Genomic DNA, 17,420 nt, shown 5'->3' with positions numbered 1-17,420 from the left:
ATGCCTGTAATTGTAGCTGAAAACATCAGCAAAAGATATATCATAGACCATCAGCGAAAGAGTGGCTCATCGAGCCTGAGGGATATCTTTACGGATACGGTGGACAAGTGGTTTTCCAGCAGGCAGGACAATTCCGGTTTTGCCGAGAAAGAAGAATTCTGGGCACTACGCGATGTTAATTTCAGTATTGAGCAAGGTGACCGTATAGGCATTGTAGGGCACAATGGCGCCGGAAAATCCACCCTATTGAAAATCCTGAGCCGCATTACCGAGCCCACTACCGGGCAGATTAAAATAGAAGGACGTATTGCAAGCTTACTCGAAGTGGGCACAGGATTTCACCCTGAACTGACAGGACGGGAGAATATTTTTCTGAATGGTGCCATCCTGGGAATGTCTAAAAACGAGATCAAACAATCTTTTGATGCTATTGTAGATTTTGCGGGCGTTGAAAAATTCCTGGACACGCCTGTTAAAAGATATTCGTCCGGAATGTACGTGAGGCTTGGGTTTGCAATTGCTGCCCACCTCAATCCCGAGATACTCATTGTGGATGAAGTGCTTGCCGTTGGAGATACCGAGTTTCAAAAGAAATGTCTTGGCAAAATGCGGGACGTTTCGGAAAGTGGCAGGACGCTCATATTTGTAAGCCACAATCTCACTGCCATTCAGGCGCTTTGTAATAAATCCTTTTACTTCGAAAAAGGGCGCCTGATTGATCAAGGTGAAACCACCCATATCGTAACCAACTATCTGAGTAAGGTCTCTCACAAGATGCTAGATAAGCATTGGGACAATATTAATACTGCCCCGGGAAACGATCAGGTACGCGTAAAAAGATTCAAGCTTTTTCCTGAATATCAGGACGACCTGAACCATATTGATGTTCGTACGCCAATCAATTTTCAGTTTGAATTCTGGAATCTGGTCGAAGGTGCCAATATCAATCTCAGCATGCACTTATACACCTTTACCGGTGAATGTATCTTCAATGTCGGCACGCAATCCGAACCCTTTGCCAAGGGATTGGTGAGCGGCACATGCGAAATTCCAGGCAATTTTCTGAATGACGGATCTTATGTGGTTTCTATGATGATTGTCAAAGATACCAGTACAGTCCTTTACAATATGGAGGAAGCACTCGTGTTCGATGTGGAGGATTATCGTGAAAATGTTACCTGGTATGGCAAATGGCCCGGATATATTCGCCCTCAACTCAATTTTTCCATTCGCCAAACTGAACACGTAGTGAATGATTAACGTCACTAAAACCTTTTTACCAGACCAGGAAGAATATCTGCAATACGTCCGGGAAATTTGGGATCGCGGCTATCTTACCAATAACGGGCCGGTCCTGCAAAAGCTCGAAAAACAGCTCAAAGACTATCTTAAGGTAGACTATCTTTATTTTTGTGGCAACGGTACCATTGTTTTACAGATTGCAATCAAGGCCCTTGAAATAACTGGAGAGGTTATAACAACGCCCTTTTCATACTGCGCAACGTCGAACGCAATTCTATGGGAACACTGTACACCGATTTTCGTAGACATTGATCGTAAGACTTTTAATATCAATCCGGAACTGATCGAGCAATCAATTACCCCGGCAACCACTGCTATCCTGGCTACGCACGTATATGGTAATCCCTGCGAAGTAGAAACCATCGAAAAAATTGCGCAAAAGCATCATCTCAAAGTAATTTACGATGCGGCTCATGCTTTCGGGGTAACTTACAAGGGCAGGTCACTGCTATCCTACGGCGACATTAGTACCTGTAGTTTTCATGCAACCAAAGTTTTTCATACCATTGAAGGCGGCGCACTGATTTCCAATCACCCTGAACTTGACAAAAAGCTTGACATGCTACGGGCATTTGGCCATCAGGGAGATGAGCACTATCTTTTTGCAGGTATCAATGGCAAAAACTCAGAGTTTCATGCGGCAATGGGGCTTGTGAACCTACCCCATGTCCCTGAAATTATCGAAGCAAGAAAAGAAGTTTTTGCGGTGTACGATAGCCTTCTCAATTGGGACCTATTATTCAAACCAGAGATTAGTCCGGACATTGAATATAACTATGCCTACTACCCAGTCGTATTTCCTTCGGAAGCAGTCATGTTTAAAGTAATGGATGCTTTACGTGCCGAGGATATTATCCCACGCAGGTATTTCTATCCGTCGCTGAACACGCTGTCTTTCATGCCAAAACAAATTGCCTGCCCGGTTTCAGAAGATATCGCGTTAAGAGTGCTAAGTTTGCCCCTGTATGTCGGCCTGCCTCACGCAGATATCAAACGTATCTCTGGCATTATTAACGGTCATCTATCACCATAATCGCATGGTCTTTCTTTATTGGTTTACCTTTTTGCTGTTCATATACAGCATCGGCTTCGTTGCAAAAAAGGTTGCTCAACCATCCCTGACCGAGTGGATTATCACCTGTTTCGTCTTGTTTACGGGAAGTATTATTCCTACCGGTTTTGCTTTATCGGCACTTGATCTTACCGCAAACGTGTTCGCCTGGATAACAGGTAATTTTGTCACCCTGTCCATACACTGTTTGATTTGGTCGTACCTGGCAGGTCCACCCCAGAATTACTCGGTAAGACGCATTTTCTCCAATAGGATCGCCACTTTCAGGTTATGGACAAAAGAACTGTCACCTTACTTGAAAACGATCTTCTTTTTTATGTTTGGCACGATTGGCTTGATTGCAGTCACCAATCTGATCCTGGTACTTTTTACTGTACCCAATGAATGGGATAGCATGACAGGCCACCTGAACCGTGCTATCCGGTACATTCAGCGCGGAACGATGGAGCACTTCGGAGGCACGAACTGGAATATGGATACCTACCCCAAAAGCCTCACAACGATTCAGATTTACAGTTACCTAATAAGTGGAAAGATTGAAAACGCATTCAAGCTTATCCATCATTTATCTTACTACGTCACACTTGTCGCTGTTTTCGGAATTGCCCAGAGAATCGGCAGGAATCTTTCTGCAAGCCTTTTTTGTGCATTAGCTTATTCAATGTTCCTGGATTTCCTGATGCAGGCGGTTACCACAGAAACAGATATCGTTATGACAGCTTATTTAAGCTGTCTTTTATATTTTCTCTTTACCTATTACTCAACCCGCGCCAACAAATATTTGTATCTGGCTGGAATGACATTCGGAATTGTTCTCGGCCACAAAGTAACATTCGCCTTGTTGCTTCCTTCGGTCTTCGTGATCATGCTCTACACTGTCTTCCTGGCCCCTAATCTGAATGTATTTTTGGGTCGGTTTGTCAAACTGGGGACTTCCATTTTTTTTGCATTGCTCATTTATACACTTCCGACAGGCTACATTAAAAACATCATGATGTTTGGCCATCCAATCGGGCCACCCACTTCACTAAAACATCAATCAATAGAACGGGCTGGGCCACTATCCAATTTGTTTGAGCAAGGTAGCCGCAATGTTGTCAGGTACGCTTATGATTTTTTCAACATGGATGGAATCCGCAACGCGCAGTGGGGTTACGATCTGAACACGACCATCCGGAAACCCATTGCAATGTTGGAAAACAAACTTCATATGCGCCTGGATGAGGAAACAGATTTCTCGATCCTTCCTTTTTCCATGCAAAGGCGTTTCAATAATTACAATGCAAATCCTTATTGGGGCGTGTTTGGGTTTGCGCTAATCATACCGTTGATCCTTCTGGTACTGATCCGTATTTTTCGATCCAGGGTTCATTGGTTTCTCGCCCTCGCATTTTGCCTGCATTTTGCCGCTCTCTCTTACTCTGCGCCTTACGATCCATTTAAAGGCCGGTATTTCATTGAGACTGGGGTATTTGGGGTTCTTTTTTTACTGCTTCTATTCTCTCATCACAGACTGTCCATTATCAAGCCGCGACGTAATATCTGGAAAGGATATATTATGGCGATTGTCGGGCTGGCATGCATTTCGGCAGTGATGTCAGTTTATCTGAACATCCGCTGCCTGCCGTTTCCGGCTTATGGCTATAAATCAGCTCTGACGGAAGAACGTATTGCCTTTCAGACATTCGCCCGGCCCGATATCACGAGGGCTTATCAAACGTACGATTCAATTGTGCCGCAAAACGCGACTGTCGCGCTCGCAACCATCAATGATGATTTTGAATATCCCCTTTACGGTGCCAAGCTCAGCCGCAAGTTGATCACCATTAATCCCTTTGAAAAAGGTCTCCAACCGATTCCGAAAGAAGCGGATTATCTTTTTTATGCAAGAAGTGTTATCAATGATACCAGTAAGATCAGGGCATTACCAACAGACATTCGATTGGGCTCCGACACCACAATGACAAATCTCGACGTCAAAGGAGAAGATTATTATTTGCGGAAACTTAAATAACAGCCGATGACCATAGCCATTATGCAGCCCTATATCTTCCCGTATATAGGCTATTTCCAGCTCATCAATGCAGTTGATAAGTTTATACTTTACGACGACGTCAACTTCATCAATAAGGGCTGGATCAATAGGAACAACATACTGGTTTCCGGTAATGCGCACCTGTTCACCGTACCGCTGAAAGACGCAAGCCAGAATAAGCTGATCAACGAGGTCGAATTGGCAAAAGACGATTCCTGGCAGAAAAAATTCTTAAAAACCATTCAGCAATCATACCAGAAAGCACCATATTATCAAAAGGCTTTTGTTCTCATAGAAGAAATTGTAAATTTAGAAGTTCAAACTATTTATGAACTGGCTCACCAGGCATTGGTCAGGACCTCTGCATTCATGGAAATTGAGACCGAAATAGTCCCCTCTTCAACGATATATAATAATAAGGCCCTGAAAGGACCAGCAAGAATTCTGGATATTTGTAAACAGGAAAAAGCCAGCCATTACATTAATCCGATTGGAGGAATGGAATTGTATGATAAAAGCGTATTCGAAAAGGAAGGGATCAGACTCGACTTCATCAAAAGTGTTTCCACCCCCTACCCCCAATTCAAAAATGCTTTCGTACCTTGGTTGTCTGTTGTCGATATCTTGATGTTTAATAGTCCAGAAGATACCAGAAAACAGTTAGAGGCTTACGAACTTATTTAGGAATGGCGAAAATCATCGTTTTTGGAGTACTTGATACCGCAGAATTAGCCCATTATTACCTCACTCATGACTCCGATCATGAAGTAGTTGCTTTCACTATCAATCGCGAATATATCGAAAACGAATCCTTCAAAGGCCTGCCTGTTGTTGCTTTTGAAGATGTTGAAAGCGTGTTTCCCCCTGCCGAATATGCTTTTTTTGCCCCGATGACCGGTCGGAATATGAATCGGAACAGGGAGGCTATCTATCATAAGGCCAAAGCAAAAGGTTATGAATTTATTTCTTATATAAGTTCCAAAGTAACCTTATTTGGCAACGCAATCGGCGATAACTGCTTTATTCTTGAAGACAATACCATTCAGCCTTTTACTACGATAGGAAACAATGTAGTGATGTGGAGCGGTAACCACATTGGCCACCACGGGCAGATTAAAGACCATGTCTTTTTCACGTCTCATGTAGTTCTTTCTGGACACTGCCTTGTTGAGTCCTACTCCTTTTTCGGGGTTAACAGCACCATACGGGATTATACAACGATCGCCCAGGGGACACTGGTAGGTATGGCGTCGGCAATAACAAAAGATACCGAAGAATGGGGGATTTACATTGGAAACCCGGCAAAGAAGGTACCCGGAAAGCTGAGCCATGAAGCTTACTGACGAAATGATGGTCGTGCAGAAGTAATGATAAGAATATCGCAAGGTTAAGATAGGTCAATGGAGCCGAAGAAAATACTGTTTGTAAGTCATGATGCTAATCGGGCAGGAAGCCAGTTGCTGTTGTTGCAGCTTTTAAGGCTTTTAAAAGAGCGCGGTGTTCCAATGCATTTGCTGCTGTGCAGCGGGGGAGAGCTTGAAAGTGAATTCGAAGCAGTCGTTAGCATCACCCGGCTATATCAAAATTTCAAAATAGCCCCTCCCCAGTTTACCGGGAAGCTGCTTAAGAAAGTGAACCTGTACAAGCTTTACGAGGAGCGTTCTGTTCAAAAAATTAACGAACGGATTGTGGCGGAACTCGAACAGCAGAACATCGGTCTCGTTTTTATCAATTCAATTGCCAATTCAGGGGTCTACCACGATTTCCTAAAATTCCTGCATCACTTGCCGCTGGTGTTGTTTGTGCATGAACTGGCTATGTCGGTCAAGGTTTATTCTCATGACAAGCATCTGAATTTCCTGTTAAAGAAAACGGATCATCTGATTGCAGTTTCTCATGCGGTAGCCAATTACTATGTTAAGAAATACGATTTCCCTGAAAAGCATGTCAGTACATTCACGCTGATCGACCACGAACATATCGACCAGAAACTGAAATCCATTCAGCACGATATCCTGGAGAAGACTTACAAAATTCCGGAAGACGCGATCGTTATCGGCGGTTGTGGCAATGCCGAGTGGCGTAAGGGAAACGACATTTTCAATTGGATCGCCAAAAGGGTTATTCACAAAACCCACCCCCTGCCCGTGTATTTTGTTTGGGTAGGCGCCGGCCCGCAGCACCAGATATACGAGCTCATTGAAAGCGACATTCGCCTGATGGGCCTGAGTACCCGGATCATCCTAGTCCCGCCCACTCCACATGCACTGGATTATATCAACCGCTTCGACGTACTTTTGTTAAGCTCGCGGGAAGATCCCTACCCTTTGGTAGTCCTGGAAGCCGCGTTGCTGGAAATTCCGGTAGTCTGCTTCGAGGATGCTGGTGGCGCTCCTGAGCTCATCGAGTCGGATGCAGGGTTTGTAGTCCCTTATATGGATATTTCTGCCGCCTCCGAAGCAATTATTCAACTCATACTGGATCCTTCTTTAAGGGAATCTCTGGGTCAAAAAGGGCGCACAAAGGTATTGGAAAGACACAATACGGAAAAAAGCCTTGGAAACATCGAAGCCATTATTCAAAAGTATCTACCCTTACAGGTTTCGGAACAACATAATCAATGACTATTGCCTTTACAATTTGCTCAATCAATTATTTAGCTCAGGCCAGGACACTGGGGGATTCACTCAAATCCACTAATCCCAATGTACTGTTTTTTATAGGCCTTGTAGATTCCCTGAAAGATATTGAGTTTGAAGATTCATTTTCACCGGAATTTCCTATGATCGAGATTGATAAAATCGAAATAAGGGATTTTCAGGACATGGCCGACAGGTATGATATTACCGAACTGAATACAGCAGTCAAGCCCTTTTATTTTACTTATTTCTTCAAACATTACCCCGAAGCCGGCAATGTGATCTACTTTGATCCGGATATCATTGTTTTTCAGCCGCTTACCGGCCTGTTAAATTCCCTGAAAAAACATAAAGCCGTTGTCACACCCCACATCTGCACGCCTATCGACGACCGCCTGACGCCAAACGAATTGCATCATTTGAATACAGGCGTTTACAATCTGGGTTTCGTGGCACTTGCGCGAAGTGAAGAGATACTTCGCTTTATTGAATGGTGGGAAGAAAAACTGCGGTATGAGTGCTTTATCGATATTTGTAACGGACTTTTCGTTGACCAGAATTGGATGAATTTCTTGCCTCTGTTCATTTCGAATACGCTTTTAGAAAGAAACCCCGGCTATAATGCCGCCTACTGGAACCTGCACGAAAGAACTTTTTCCTTTCGGGATGGTACTTATTTTGTGAATGAAACCAATCCATTAATTTTCTTTCACTACAGCGGCTACGATCCCACCAAAGTGGATATCCTGTCCAAATACCAGGATCGCTTCAAATTGACAGATCGGAGGGACCTGACTTCTTTATTTGACCTTTACAGAAGTAACCTGATCGGAAATGGTAATGCTTATTACAGAAAATTCCAATGCCATTACATTAAGCCTCCAACCGTCCGCCGTTACCAGCGTGTCAGAAAACTCTTAAAAAAGCCAGTCGAATATATGGCCCGCCTGCTCGAAACGACCTGATGAAAGAATTAGTCACCGTGCTCGTACCTATATTGGATCCGCAGATCAACCCGACGGAAGAGAAACTCTTGCACCATTGTCTCGAAACCCTCCAAAGGTATCCCCTGATCTTTATTACCTATGAAGGGGCAGATCTTTCCATCATCAAGGAGCATCATGAAGAAATTGATGTGATCTATTTTTCGAAAAAGTACTTCCAGTCCCGCGATCATCTGGCAGGGCTATTTTTGATGGAAGACTTTTATGAACGTTTCAACTGGTGTGAATTTCTCTTGGTACATGAACTTAACAGCTGGGTGATCAAAGATGAACTTTATTACTGGTGCAAGCAAGGTTATGATTATCTGAAAGCATCTGCGGCTAGTGAAAAAATAAATGACGGTTTTCTTTCAAGGATCTTGGGCTTGAAAGAGGAGGAAAAACGATTATTCGGGCAAGGCTATACAAACAATGGTCTTTACCTTTGCCGAATTGAACACATGACCAGGACGTTGAAACGCAAGAGAAAAGAGGCCTACGTGTACCGCCACAGCGAGCTACCACATGCCGATTCCCTTTTTTGGGATCTGGAAGCCAACCGTTTCTGGCCTTATCTGAGGAAACCGACGCAGGTTGTACGTCAGCATTTTGCTCAGAATGCTTTAAATTTCAATGGGGAGAAAAATTTGCCTTTCGCTTTAACAGGCATTTCAAGGGCCAATATCCAGTATTTGCCCTATTTCAAAACATTGCCCGAAGCGGATTAACGATACATGAATATTATTTACACCGTTTGTAACAGAACAAACCTGGCTCACGCACTGACTCTGGCAGAATCCGCAGTTGAATATCAACCCGATCATTTGTTTTACTTGTGCTGGGTTGATCCTCTCCCACTGGACCGGTTGCCATCTTATGTTCAAATACTCTCTGTTGCCAACATACACATTCCGCAATGGGAAACTATGGAAAGCCAGTACACCGACTTCGAAGTGTTGCCTGCCTGCCGACCATGGTTCGCCCTGGAACTTTTGAGGAAACATCCGGATTGCAGCCAAATCGCTTTCTTCGCCCCCACCGTGGTGTTATTAAAGACCTTTAACGGGATACTGAACAGCCAATCAAGCGTTTTCCTAACTCCGAACATCATCAAGCCACTCGAAAAGTCTTCCATGCTTGATGACAAACGAATTCTCAATATCGGTATGTTTCACTCGGGAAGCTGGATTCTTAAACCCAGTCGGGAAACATTGAAAGTGTTGCAATGGTGGGCGGAGAGAACTGCTGACAGGGCGAAATTCGATCTTTGCAAAGGGATGAATATGGATCAACTCTGGCTGAACTATGTACCGATCTGGATTGACAAAACAGAAATAATCAGAAATCCCGGCTGGCACTACGGTTTGCATTCCGTATTAAATAAAAAGCTGACTTTCAACAATGTAGCCTACCAGGTCGACGAGAACCCGTTAATTTCAATCGATTTCGCGGGACTGGCTTATTTTGACCCGGTTTGGGCGGATCACGCTGCCTTGCTGTCCATGAACCAAGTGTTCGGTAGTTTATTTAGCAAATATAAAATTAGTGTAAGAAAACACGGAGCTTCGCGGCCCGTTGGAAATATGCCAGGGTACGGAAAACCTGTTCCCATAAAGAGGCTTCGGATTTTACGAAATAACATGGCAAAAAAGCTGAAATCACTTACCAAATACATAGATCAGTTTTAACACATATTTAGCGGAATTACGAGTCTATGCACTTTCTTGAACAAAACACACGGGACCTACGGGAATTTCTGTCGGCCTTACATATTTCTTCCGACCTGCAGGCGGAAGCCCGAAAGCGATACCCAAAGCTTACTGTGATCACGCCTTCCTATAATCAGGCTGCATTTCTGGAAAGAACCATTATCAGTGTTTTAAATCAGGGTTACCCCAATCTGGAATATATCATTGTAGATGGCGGGTCTACTGATTCCAGCGTCGATATCATAAAGAAATATGAAAATTATCTGTCATGGTGGGTATCCGAAAAAGACCGGGGACAAGTTCACGCCATCAATAAAGCACTTGAACGTGCTACAGGCGACTATATCAGTTTCCAAAATTCAGATGATGTATATTTTCCAGGTACTTTCAAACGTTTTGGAGAAGCTGCATTCAAAAAACCCTCAGATATCCTGTACGGTGACCTATATATGATTTCAACCGATGACGAAGTCACTGAAATTTTAAAAACGACTTCTTATAGCTTTAATTGCCAGGTTTTGGAGGGGATGCAAATCCATAACCAGTCTTTGTTTTTCAAGCGTTCACTGGTCCAAAACTACGGCCTGTTCGATGAGAGTTACCGGTTTGCATTTGATTACGAATTCATAACCAGGTTCACTGCTCAGAAGGGTATTAGCATCAGAAAAGTTGAAGGTCTTGCAGGTGCTTTACGGGTACACGAGGATGCAAAATCATCTACCATTGCTTCGGTGGGCCGCGAGGAACATCTTAAAGTACAGAAATTGTACATTTCTACGAACAGTTCCCCCGCTCTGAACAAAATGAAGTATCTTTGGTGCCGGATTCGGAAAATTGCATATTTCATTCTGCGATTGGATATTAAATACATCAGTTTCAGACTATCCAGATGAATTGGAGCTTACTTAATGTAGTTACAAACTTTAACAATCTTCGGTATTCCCTAGGCATCGCGATGATGTTTAATGGGTTTCCGATGATTTTTTTTATCCGGGATACACTAAGAATAGGCCCCGCGAGCAGTGTTTTTACCGCTATTTTCTTCTCATTGGCACTGGTATTCATGCTGCCAATGCATCTTTTCAAAAGATTTTATAAACCAAATGTCATACTCATCAATCTTGGGCTGGCGTTCTTGTTTCTGAGTTTATACTACTTTTTTTTTATAAATTCGACCGGAAAATCGGTAGCCGACATAGGGAACTTCGTTTTCACTTTTGGTTTTATCCTCCTGCTCATCCACGTACCTAATGATGTGAAGGATACGCTCATCGCAGTATTTTTCCTTTTCTCCTTTTTTACCAATATCACGCTAGTTTACTCCCTGATTACTGACCCCAACTGGTCGCCGGGCATGCGCGCAGCTGTAAGCTTCGCAAATGAGGGAGCGCAACCGGGAGGAAATCCCCATATTACAGCGCGTAACGGTGTGATCTGCTTACTTTCCGCGCTAATGATGCTCAATGGGACGAAAGGAATATTCACCAGAATATTTTTGTTCTTTTCTGTGCTTTTCGGTCTCGGCGTATTGGTGATTTCCCTGGCCAAATCCAGTTACCTGGGACTTGGGATCGCCGGATTGGCATATTTCATTTTCCGCTTTAAATTCTCGAATCTAGTTTCTGCAATTGGCGATGCGTTTAAATTACGGAATGTCATCTTTATTGTTCTGATACTTGTCGGCATCAACTACTTTTTATCAAGATACGGCGATATCATAGGCTTGTTGCTGAACTATTGGGACGTTTTCGAAAGCAGGATTATGGATGTCGTATTTACATCAACGGGTGTGAAGCTTTCGGATACTGCAGATGTTGATTATTCGGCTATGGGGCGTGTAAGTGGCTTTGGTGAATTTCTGGAGACACTATTTTCATGGGATGTTTTTCTGGGAAGAGGATATAAAAGCGACTATCTTGATGTTCCCCTTCTGGAAGCCTGGGTTGATCAGGGCGTTTTCGGTTTTATTTTCTTTGCAAGTTTTAATTTCTTCCTGTTCCTTTTTGCAATCCGTGAAATTCGCAGATATACCAATCCGCTTTCCACATTTCTGGCTTACTTTTTCTTATCCATGATGGTCCTGCTAGTTACCGGCGGAAGGCCCTATGATATTGCATTCTGGTTTCCCTACTCCGTCATGATCCGTTTTCTAGGCATACGTTATCTCGACAGTTTTAATAAAAAACCTGCTGTAAATACGCTTGCCACGGTTACAACATAAATCCTCCGAATCCAGAGATAATCAGGCCCCCATCCCGCCGCGATCGGGGCAAAACCAAACGCATGAAAGACAGAGTAGAACAACTGGATGGACTTAGGGGTATTTTTTCTGTGCTGGTGATTGCCCATCATCACAATGCTTTTAAGGATTCACCGCTTTACAATAATTTTTTTGTTATCAATTCCAGCCTATTTGTTGATTTCTTCTTTGTACTCAGTGGCTTTGTGATTGCGCTGAACTATGTGAGCAAGATCCACAACGCACGCGATTTTTTCGTTTTTATTAAAAAAAGATTTATCCGGCTATATCCCCTTTTATTTTTTACAGAGATCGTATTTGTGATAGCAAACCTTTTGGGAGAACTGAGTCCTATGAAGAATGTCGGCAGCCTGGGCTACGAATATTATTTCTTCACCACACTGGATACCCTCACCTTTATGGGGTCAACACCTGTTTTCGGGGCCTGGATCAGCAATAACTATCCCTCCTGGTCCATATCTGCGGAAATGATATCTTATATTGTTTTCGGACTGGTCATCCTGCTGCTTCCCAAACTCAAATATTTGTCCTTTACTTTAATCCTGGTCCTGTCCGGATTATTCATTGTGTCGAGAGGTGAATATCTGCTTGCCTACGATTATGGCTTCGTGAGAGGCTTGCTATGTTTTTGCCTCGGGATATTTACCCATCTTTTGCTTACCAAGAAAACGTTTCTGTTATCTTCTTTTGAAATACCTTTTCTGATCATGCTGGTCCTGGCCATGTATTGCGTACATCATTGGGAACTGAATTTGTGGAAACTGGCCTTCCCGTTCATTTTCGCGATTGGCATCGTGATTTTTACCAGCTCTACTGGGATAGTAACGCAATTGCTGTCCAGTGGCCCGTTTCAGTATCTGGGTAAAATTTCCTATTCCATTTACCTGAATCACGCGATCGTACTGATACTGGTAAATGTAATTCTCTTCCGGCTGTTCAAATCTCCTGAAACAGAGCTGATGATAGCTATTTCACTCACTACGTCGATCATCCTAACCATTTGTTATTCCCACTTTACCTACGAATTTGTAGAGAAAAGGTTCGGTAAATTTCTCCGCTCCAAATGGGGCTGAACCATTTATTGATGTCAAGACAAGTGGCACGATCTTTAATCAGAATTGGTTATTCACCTAAATAACTTTCTCTAAAAATGGCAACATTCAAAGAACTTATCAATAGCAGCAAACCGGTGTTGGTGGACTTTTCGGCGGAGTGGTGCGGCCCGTGCAAAATGATGAAACCCATTCTGGAACAAGTCAAGGCCGATTTGGGTGATGCCGCTACGATCATCAAAGTTGATGTGGACAGCAACCAGTCTGCCGCCAGCGCTTACCGGATCCAGGGCGTCCCGACCCTCATTGTATTTAAAGAAGGCAAAGCCATGTGGCGCCAATCCGGTGTTGTTCAGGCCGACCAATTGAAATCGATCATCAAGCAGTATATCTAAACAGACTCCCGCGAAATCAAAAATTGAAATATGCAGAAAACTGACAACCCGGAAATTATCAAAAGTCAGGATTTTAGTATCGGGGCATTGAATGGTGACCATTTTGAACAGGTTACCTTTTTGCAATGCACCTTTTCGGACGTCTCCGGAATTGATTTTATCGATTGCATTTTTCAAGACTGTAATTTGAGCAACACGGCTTTCAAAAATTGCAAAATATCCGATGTCGCATTTGTGGGCTGCAAGCTGACGGGTGTGAACTTCGCCGAAAGCAAGGATTTTGCCTTTGCGGCCAGATTCGAAAATTCCATCCTCGACTATGCTATTTTTGAAAGGAAAAAATTGAACAAATCGGCATTTACCAACTGCAAAATTCACGGTGCTGACTTCACGGGTGCAGATTTGACCAAGTCCAGGTTCCATAACTGCGATTTCTGGGATGCCGTTTTTGAAAACACCAACCTGTCCGGTGTTGACTTTTCGAGCAGTAAAAACTTCACCATCGATCCTACCAGCAACAATATCAGGAAGACCAAATTCCTTTCCTCAGATCTCGCAGGTTTGCTGACGAAATTTGATATAATTGTCAAATAGGATTTTGAAGCGCTGATCATTTTTCGTTTCTTGGCCTGACTAAATTTTTCAGGTTGCCTATGTCATTCCAACTTTTTGCCGAGAAAGTTTATACAGGAAAGGAAATTCTTAAAAACCAGCTTATTCAAATTCTGGACGGACAGATTGCCGCTATGGAATATGCTGAGCCTGACACCCAGACGACCAAAGTCGCAAACCTTGCGCCAGGTTTTTTTGACAGCCATATCAATGGCGGTGAAAAATATTACTTCACCGAAAGAGCTGACGAAGAAACGATTGAGGACATCTATCAGGCTAGCGTAGCCACCGGAACAGCATACGTTCTTCCCACACTGATCACTTCCCCATTCGAAAACATTCTGAAAGGCATTGAGGCGACCAGAAATTACATATCAAAAAATCCTAAGGCAGGCGTTCCGGGAATGCACCTTGAGGGACCTTTCCTGAACCCGATCAAAAGAGGCGCCCACCTGACCGAATTTGTTAGAAAGCCCACCAATTCGGAGCTGGAAGAAATTATAAAATATGGGAAAGGCGTGATCAAGCTAATCACCATCGCACCTGAGATGTTTACCGACGATCAGCTTCTTATGCTGCTCGAATCGGGCATAACCGTGTCGGCAGGCCATTCCAATGCAACCTATGCGGAAGCCACCAGTGCATTTTCAAAAGGTATTCAACTGGTAACCCACTTATATAATGCGATGTCTGCATTCGGGCATCGTGCTCCCGGACTCGTAGGCGCAACATTCGACTCCGAATCGGTTTACGCGCCGATTATCATAGATGGTGTCCACTGTGATTTTGGTGCGGCGAGTGTCGCCTACAAGATCAAGAAAGATAAACTTTTCCTGATTTCTGATGCCCTTTTTCTCGGACAAAAAGTGACGGAATTCAAATGGGGAGAATTCGATGCCTATCTGAAAGATGGAAGATACACCAACTCTGACGGAAACTTGGCTGGAGCAACCATTTCACTGCCCGACGCTGTACGCAATGCTGTTCAAATTGTTGGAATTCCTCTTCAGGAAGCCATTGAAATGGCAACCATACGGCCTGCCAGCGCGATCGGTCTCGACAAGCAAATCGGGCGCATTGAGATAGGTTATCCAGCAGTCTTCACCGCTTTCGATGATAATCTGGAAGAATTCGAGGTCATATCACAAGCAAGCCTTGGCTTTTGAGATCATTCCATGTCGCCGAACTTTCAAATTCGGCAAAGCTGCCCAGTCCGGCTTCTTCAAAATCAGTCTTCAATTGTTCCAGGAGATACGGTTCCTGGCTTGTGATCAATAATCTTGGAAATACTCTGAGAAGCCACTCTCCTACTGGCACGCCGGTTTCCAGTGCCCATTCCTTTTTCTTGTTATAAAAAACAAGTTCAGCCACCTGTACTGCTTTTTTGCCACGACTTTCTTCAAAAACAGCCATTTCCGGAGGGTTCCCCAACCATACCACGATCGCATTTGAGCGACTGGTCAAATCAGGCAGTACCGAAATGCTTTTTTCAATATAATGCGGAGATATAGAAGGCAACGGCACTTTGAAATCAAACCATCTGGAATGAGGGAAATCCAGGCAAACACCATGCATATAATTGAACAGCGATTTGCGTAGTCCCTCTGCAAATTTATCGTGGTCGGCACCGAGCGGGTCCCGATGTTCCAGGTCATTATTTGCAAAGTGTCCAGGATCAGGTCCAAGCCGCATAACATCAAATTCCTCGGGATGCAAGCCTACCGGGCTATGAGCAGTCATTGCAAACCGATGCCAGAATCCCGATTGCACGATTCCCGCCTGAAACAATTGTCGCACCATCTCCAATGAATCGATGGTTTCCTGGGCAGTCTGCGTTGGAAAACCGTACATCAGATAGGCGTGCACCATAATGCCTGCCTGCGTAAATCCATCCGCCACCCTCGCTACCTGAGCCACGGTAACCCCCTTTTTCATTTTTTCAAGCAGCCGGTCCGACGCCACTTCCAGGCCTCCGGAAATAGCTATGCATCCTGAAGCTTTCAACAACAGGCAGAGGTCATGAGTGAAGTTCTTTTCAAATCGAATATTTGTCCACCAGACAACCGTAAGCTTGCGGCGAATAATCTCCAAGGCCAGGTCGCGCAGCAAGGCGGGAGGCGCAGCTTCATCTACGAAATGAAATCCGTTCTGCTGGGTTTGTGCGATTATTTCTTCGATCCTGTCGCACAGCAAAGCGGCCGTCATGGGTTCGTAGCGACGAATGTAATCCAAAGAAATATCACAAAAGGAACATTTCCCCCAATAGCATCCGTGAGCCAGCGTGAGCTTGTTCCATCTGCCGTCACTCCAGAGCCGGTGCATGGGATTTACTATTTCAATGACCGACAGATACTCGTGCAAAGGCAGATCGCTATAATCGGGAGTTCCGGTGTCCCGCTGCGGTACATCTCTTTCTGGTGCTCCATTATGATAAACTACTTCACCTTCGACGCGCGAATATACCCGTTTCATTCGGGTAAGTTCCCGGCTTCCATCCAGATATTCAAGAAGCGAAAACAGCGGTGCCTCGCCGTCATCCAGACAAATAAAGTCGATATAATTAAAAACCCTTGGTTCTTTCAAAGAACGCAGCTCCGTGTTTGCGAAACCGCCGCCAAGAACGACTTTGATATCGGGATAATGCCTTTTTACATATTGACCGCATTTAAATCCAGCATACAGGTTGCCGGGGAATGGCACCGAAATACACACAAGGTCGGGCTGGTAATCTTGGATTTTCCTCTCAAGAATTTCGGTTAATGTCATTGTCAGGAGCGTGTCCGGCATTTCCAGCGCCTGCTCCATTTCGTCAAAACTTGTTGCCGACCTGCCCAAACGTTCCGCATATCTGCTAAAACCAAAGTGCGGATCAACCGCCTCCTGGATCAGGTCTCCGAGATCTTCCAGGTAAAGGGTGGAGAAATGCCGAGCCTTATCGTGAATTCCCATGGTACCAAAGGCCCAATCCATATCTTCCAATTGCGCAAACCGGCTTGCTTCGGGCAAATAGCTCCGGTCACAAATGCTGTGTGCAAGCGTTGGATTAAGATTTTTGAGAAAACGGATCACCGGATCGATCGTGGCAATGTACTCGTCTTTCAAAGAATAAATCCTGAAACTATTGTCTGTCAGCTCGATATCCGAATTTTCAAGATCTGAAAAGAGTCTCTTCAAACCTTTGGAAGAAAACAATTCCAGAATTACTTCAATCCCCAAATCGGCCTGATAAGACTCCCTTCCCAGGGTGTTCAGAAACCCCTTCAGGTAGGCCGTCGCGGGATAGGGCGTATTCAGCTGGGTAAATGGCGGGGTGATTAAAAGCGTCTTCTTCTGCAAGGCTGAGTGATTTATTCGGATGTAA

At 44.1% G+C, this 17,420-nt stretch carries 16 protein-coding genes; 15 read left to right on the top strand and 1 reads right to left on the bottom strand.

Annotated features, from left to right (window positions below; all coding sequences use genetic code 11):
• From AC1XUF_RS11305 to nagA, 15 genes are all read left to right on the top strand, one after another.
• On the top strand, positions 1 to 1,260 hold the full coding sequence (locus AC1XUF_RS11305) for an ABC transporter ATP-binding protein (protein WP_483341895.1): 1,260 nt from the start codon (positions 1 to 3) through the stop codon (positions 1,258 to 1,260).
• A complete protein-coding gene (locus AC1XUF_RS11300) occupies positions 1,253 to 2,335 on the top strand; it encodes a DegT/DnrJ/EryC1/StrS family aminotransferase (protein WP_483341894.1) in 1,083 nt (360 codons plus the stop codon). The genes AC1XUF_RS11305 and AC1XUF_RS11300 overlap by 8 nt, the downstream gene beginning before the upstream one ends.
• Before the next feature lie 4 nt (positions 2,336 to 2,339).
• Positions 2,340 to 4,388: an ArnT family glycosyltransferase gene (locus AC1XUF_RS11295; RefSeq protein WP_483341893.1), complete on the top strand. Its 2,049-nt coding sequence runs from the start codon at positions 2,340 to 2,342 to the stop codon at positions 4,386 to 4,388.
• A 6-nt stretch (positions 4,389 to 4,394) separates the two neighbouring features.
• Positions 4,395 to 5,093: a WbqC family protein gene (locus AC1XUF_RS11290; protein ID WP_483341892.1), complete on the top strand. Its 699-nt coding sequence runs from the start codon at positions 4,395 to 4,397 to the stop codon at positions 5,091 to 5,093.
• Between the two features lie 2 nt (positions 5,094 to 5,095).
• A complete protein-coding gene (locus AC1XUF_RS11285) occupies positions 5,096 to 5,752 on the top strand; it encodes an acetyltransferase (RefSeq protein ID WP_483341891.1) in 657 nt (218 codons plus the stop codon).
• A gap of 57 nt (positions 5,753 to 5,809) precedes the next feature.
• Positions 5,810 to 7,033, top strand: coding sequence for a glycosyltransferase family 4 protein (locus AC1XUF_RS11280; RefSeq protein ID WP_483341890.1), 1,224 nt, complete (start codon positions 5,810 to 5,812; stop codon positions 7,031 to 7,033).
• Positions 7,030 to 8,013, top strand: a complete 984-nt coding sequence (locus AC1XUF_RS11275) for a glycosyltransferase family protein (protein ID WP_483341889.1) — start codon at positions 7,030 to 7,032, stop codon at positions 8,011 to 8,013. The genes AC1XUF_RS11280 and AC1XUF_RS11275 overlap by 4 nt, the downstream gene beginning before the upstream one ends.
• Positions 8,013 to 8,759: a DUF5672 family protein gene (locus AC1XUF_RS11270; RefSeq protein ID WP_483341888.1), complete on the top strand. Its 747-nt coding sequence runs from the start codon at positions 8,013 to 8,015 to the stop codon at positions 8,757 to 8,759. Before AC1XUF_RS11275 ends, AC1XUF_RS11270 begins: the two co-directional genes overlap by 1 nt.
• 6 nt (positions 8,760 to 8,765) lie before the next feature.
• Positions 8,766 to 9,719 (top strand): hypothetical protein, encoded by a 954-nt coding sequence (locus AC1XUF_RS11265; RefSeq protein ID WP_483341887.1) that lies wholly within the window; start codon positions 8,766 to 8,768, stop codon positions 9,717 to 9,719.
• A gap of 26 nt (positions 9,720 to 9,745) precedes the next feature.
• On the top strand, positions 9,746 to 10,633 hold the full coding sequence (locus AC1XUF_RS11260) for a glycosyltransferase family 2 protein (protein ID WP_483341886.1): 888 nt from the start codon (positions 9,746 to 9,748) through the stop codon (positions 10,631 to 10,633).
• Positions 10,634 to 10,716: 83 nt separating this feature from the next.
• Positions 10,717 to 11,961, top strand: a complete 1,245-nt coding sequence (locus AC1XUF_RS11255; protein WP_483341885.1) for a hypothetical protein — start codon at positions 10,717 to 10,719, stop codon at positions 11,959 to 11,961.
• A gap of 62 nt (positions 11,962 to 12,023) precedes the next feature.
• Complete coding sequence (locus AC1XUF_RS11250; RefSeq protein WP_483341884.1) at positions 12,024 to 13,073, top strand: acyltransferase family protein; 1,050 nt, start codon at positions 12,024 to 12,026, stop codon at positions 13,071 to 13,073.
• Positions 13,074 to 13,150: 77 nt separating this feature from the next.
• Positions 13,151 to 13,447 carry a thioredoxin gene (trxA, locus tag AC1XUF_RS11245; protein ID WP_483341883.1) on the top strand — a complete coding sequence of 99 codons (297 nt, stop codon included), beginning with the start codon at positions 13,151 to 13,153 and terminating at the stop codon, positions 13,445 to 13,447.
• Positions 13,448 to 13,477: 30 nt separating this feature from the next.
• Positions 13,478 to 14,041, top strand: coding sequence for a pentapeptide repeat-containing protein (locus AC1XUF_RS11240; RefSeq protein WP_483341882.1), 564 nt, complete (start codon positions 13,478 to 13,480; stop codon positions 14,039 to 14,041).
• Between the two features lie 59 nt (positions 14,042 to 14,100).
• Entirely contained in the window at positions 14,101 to 15,225 is a 1,125-nt protein-coding gene (gene nagA / locus AC1XUF_RS11235; RefSeq protein ID WP_483341881.1) for an N-acetylglucosamine-6-phosphate deacetylase, read from the top strand.
• Here the strand turns inward: nagA and AC1XUF_RS11230 are convergent.
• Positions 15,197 to 17,395, bottom strand: a complete 2,199-nt coding sequence (locus tag AC1XUF_RS11230) for a B12-binding domain-containing radical SAM protein (RefSeq protein WP_483341880.1) — start codon at positions 17,393 to 17,395, stop codon at positions 15,197 to 15,199. The two genes, nagA and AC1XUF_RS11230, sit on opposite strands and share 29 nt — an antisense overlap.
• Positions 17,396 to 17,420 lie beyond the last annotated feature (25 nt).

This window comes from Dyadobacter sp. HNCC25DJ185 (genome assembly GCF_056895195.1).
Note: the sequence above shows the minus strand (reverse complement) of the source record. Positions and strands in the feature narration are given on the sequence as shown.

Excerpts from the sequence above, each read along its gene's own strand:
- AC1XUF_RS11305 (WP_483341895.1), top strand. The coding sequence starts at position 1 with ATGCCTGTAATTGTAGCTGAAAACATCAGCAAAAGATATATCATAGAC.
- AC1XUF_RS11300 (WP_483341894.1), top strand. The coding sequence starts at position 1,253 with ATGATTAACGTCACTAAAACCTTTTTACCAGACCAGGAAGAATATCTG.
- AC1XUF_RS11295 (WP_483341893.1), top strand. The coding sequence starts at position 2,340 with ATGGTCTTTCTTTATTGGTTTACCTTTTTGCTGTTCATATACAGCATC.
- AC1XUF_RS11290 (WP_483341892.1), top strand. The coding sequence starts at position 4,395 with ATGACCATAGCCATTATGCAGCCCTATATCTTCCCGTATATAGGCTAT.
- AC1XUF_RS11285 (WP_483341891.1), top strand. The coding sequence starts at position 5,096 with ATGGCGAAAATCATCGTTTTTGGAGTACTTGATACCGCAGAATTAGCC.
- AC1XUF_RS11280 (WP_483341890.1), top strand. The coding sequence starts at position 5,810 with ATGGAGCCGAAGAAAATACTGTTTGTAAGTCATGATGCTAATCGGGCA.
- AC1XUF_RS11275 (WP_483341889.1), top strand. The coding sequence starts at position 7,030 with ATGACTATTGCCTTTACAATTTGCTCAATCAATTATTTAGCTCAGGCC.
- AC1XUF_RS11270 (WP_483341888.1), top strand. The coding sequence starts at position 8,013 with ATGAAAGAATTAGTCACCGTGCTCGTACCTATATTGGATCCGCAGATC.
- AC1XUF_RS11265 (WP_483341887.1), top strand. The coding sequence starts at position 8,766 with ATGAATATTATTTACACCGTTTGTAACAGAACAAACCTGGCTCACGCA.
- AC1XUF_RS11260 (WP_483341886.1), top strand. The coding sequence starts at position 9,746 with ATGCACTTTCTTGAACAAAACACACGGGACCTACGGGAATTTCTGTCG.
- AC1XUF_RS11255 (WP_483341885.1), top strand. The coding sequence starts at position 10,717 with ATGATTTTTTTTATCCGGGATACACTAAGAATAGGCCCCGCGAGCAGT.
- AC1XUF_RS11250 (WP_483341884.1), top strand. The coding sequence starts at position 12,024 with ATGAAAGACAGAGTAGAACAACTGGATGGACTTAGGGGTATTTTTTCT.
- trxA (WP_483341883.1), top strand. The coding sequence starts at position 13,151 with ATGGCAACATTCAAAGAACTTATCAATAGCAGCAAACCGGTGTTGGTG.
- AC1XUF_RS11240 (WP_483341882.1), top strand. The coding sequence starts at position 13,478 with ATGCAGAAAACTGACAACCCGGAAATTATCAAAAGTCAGGATTTTAGT.
- nagA (WP_483341881.1), top strand. The coding sequence starts at position 14,101 with ATGTCATTCCAACTTTTTGCCGAGAAAGTTTATACAGGAAAGGAAATT.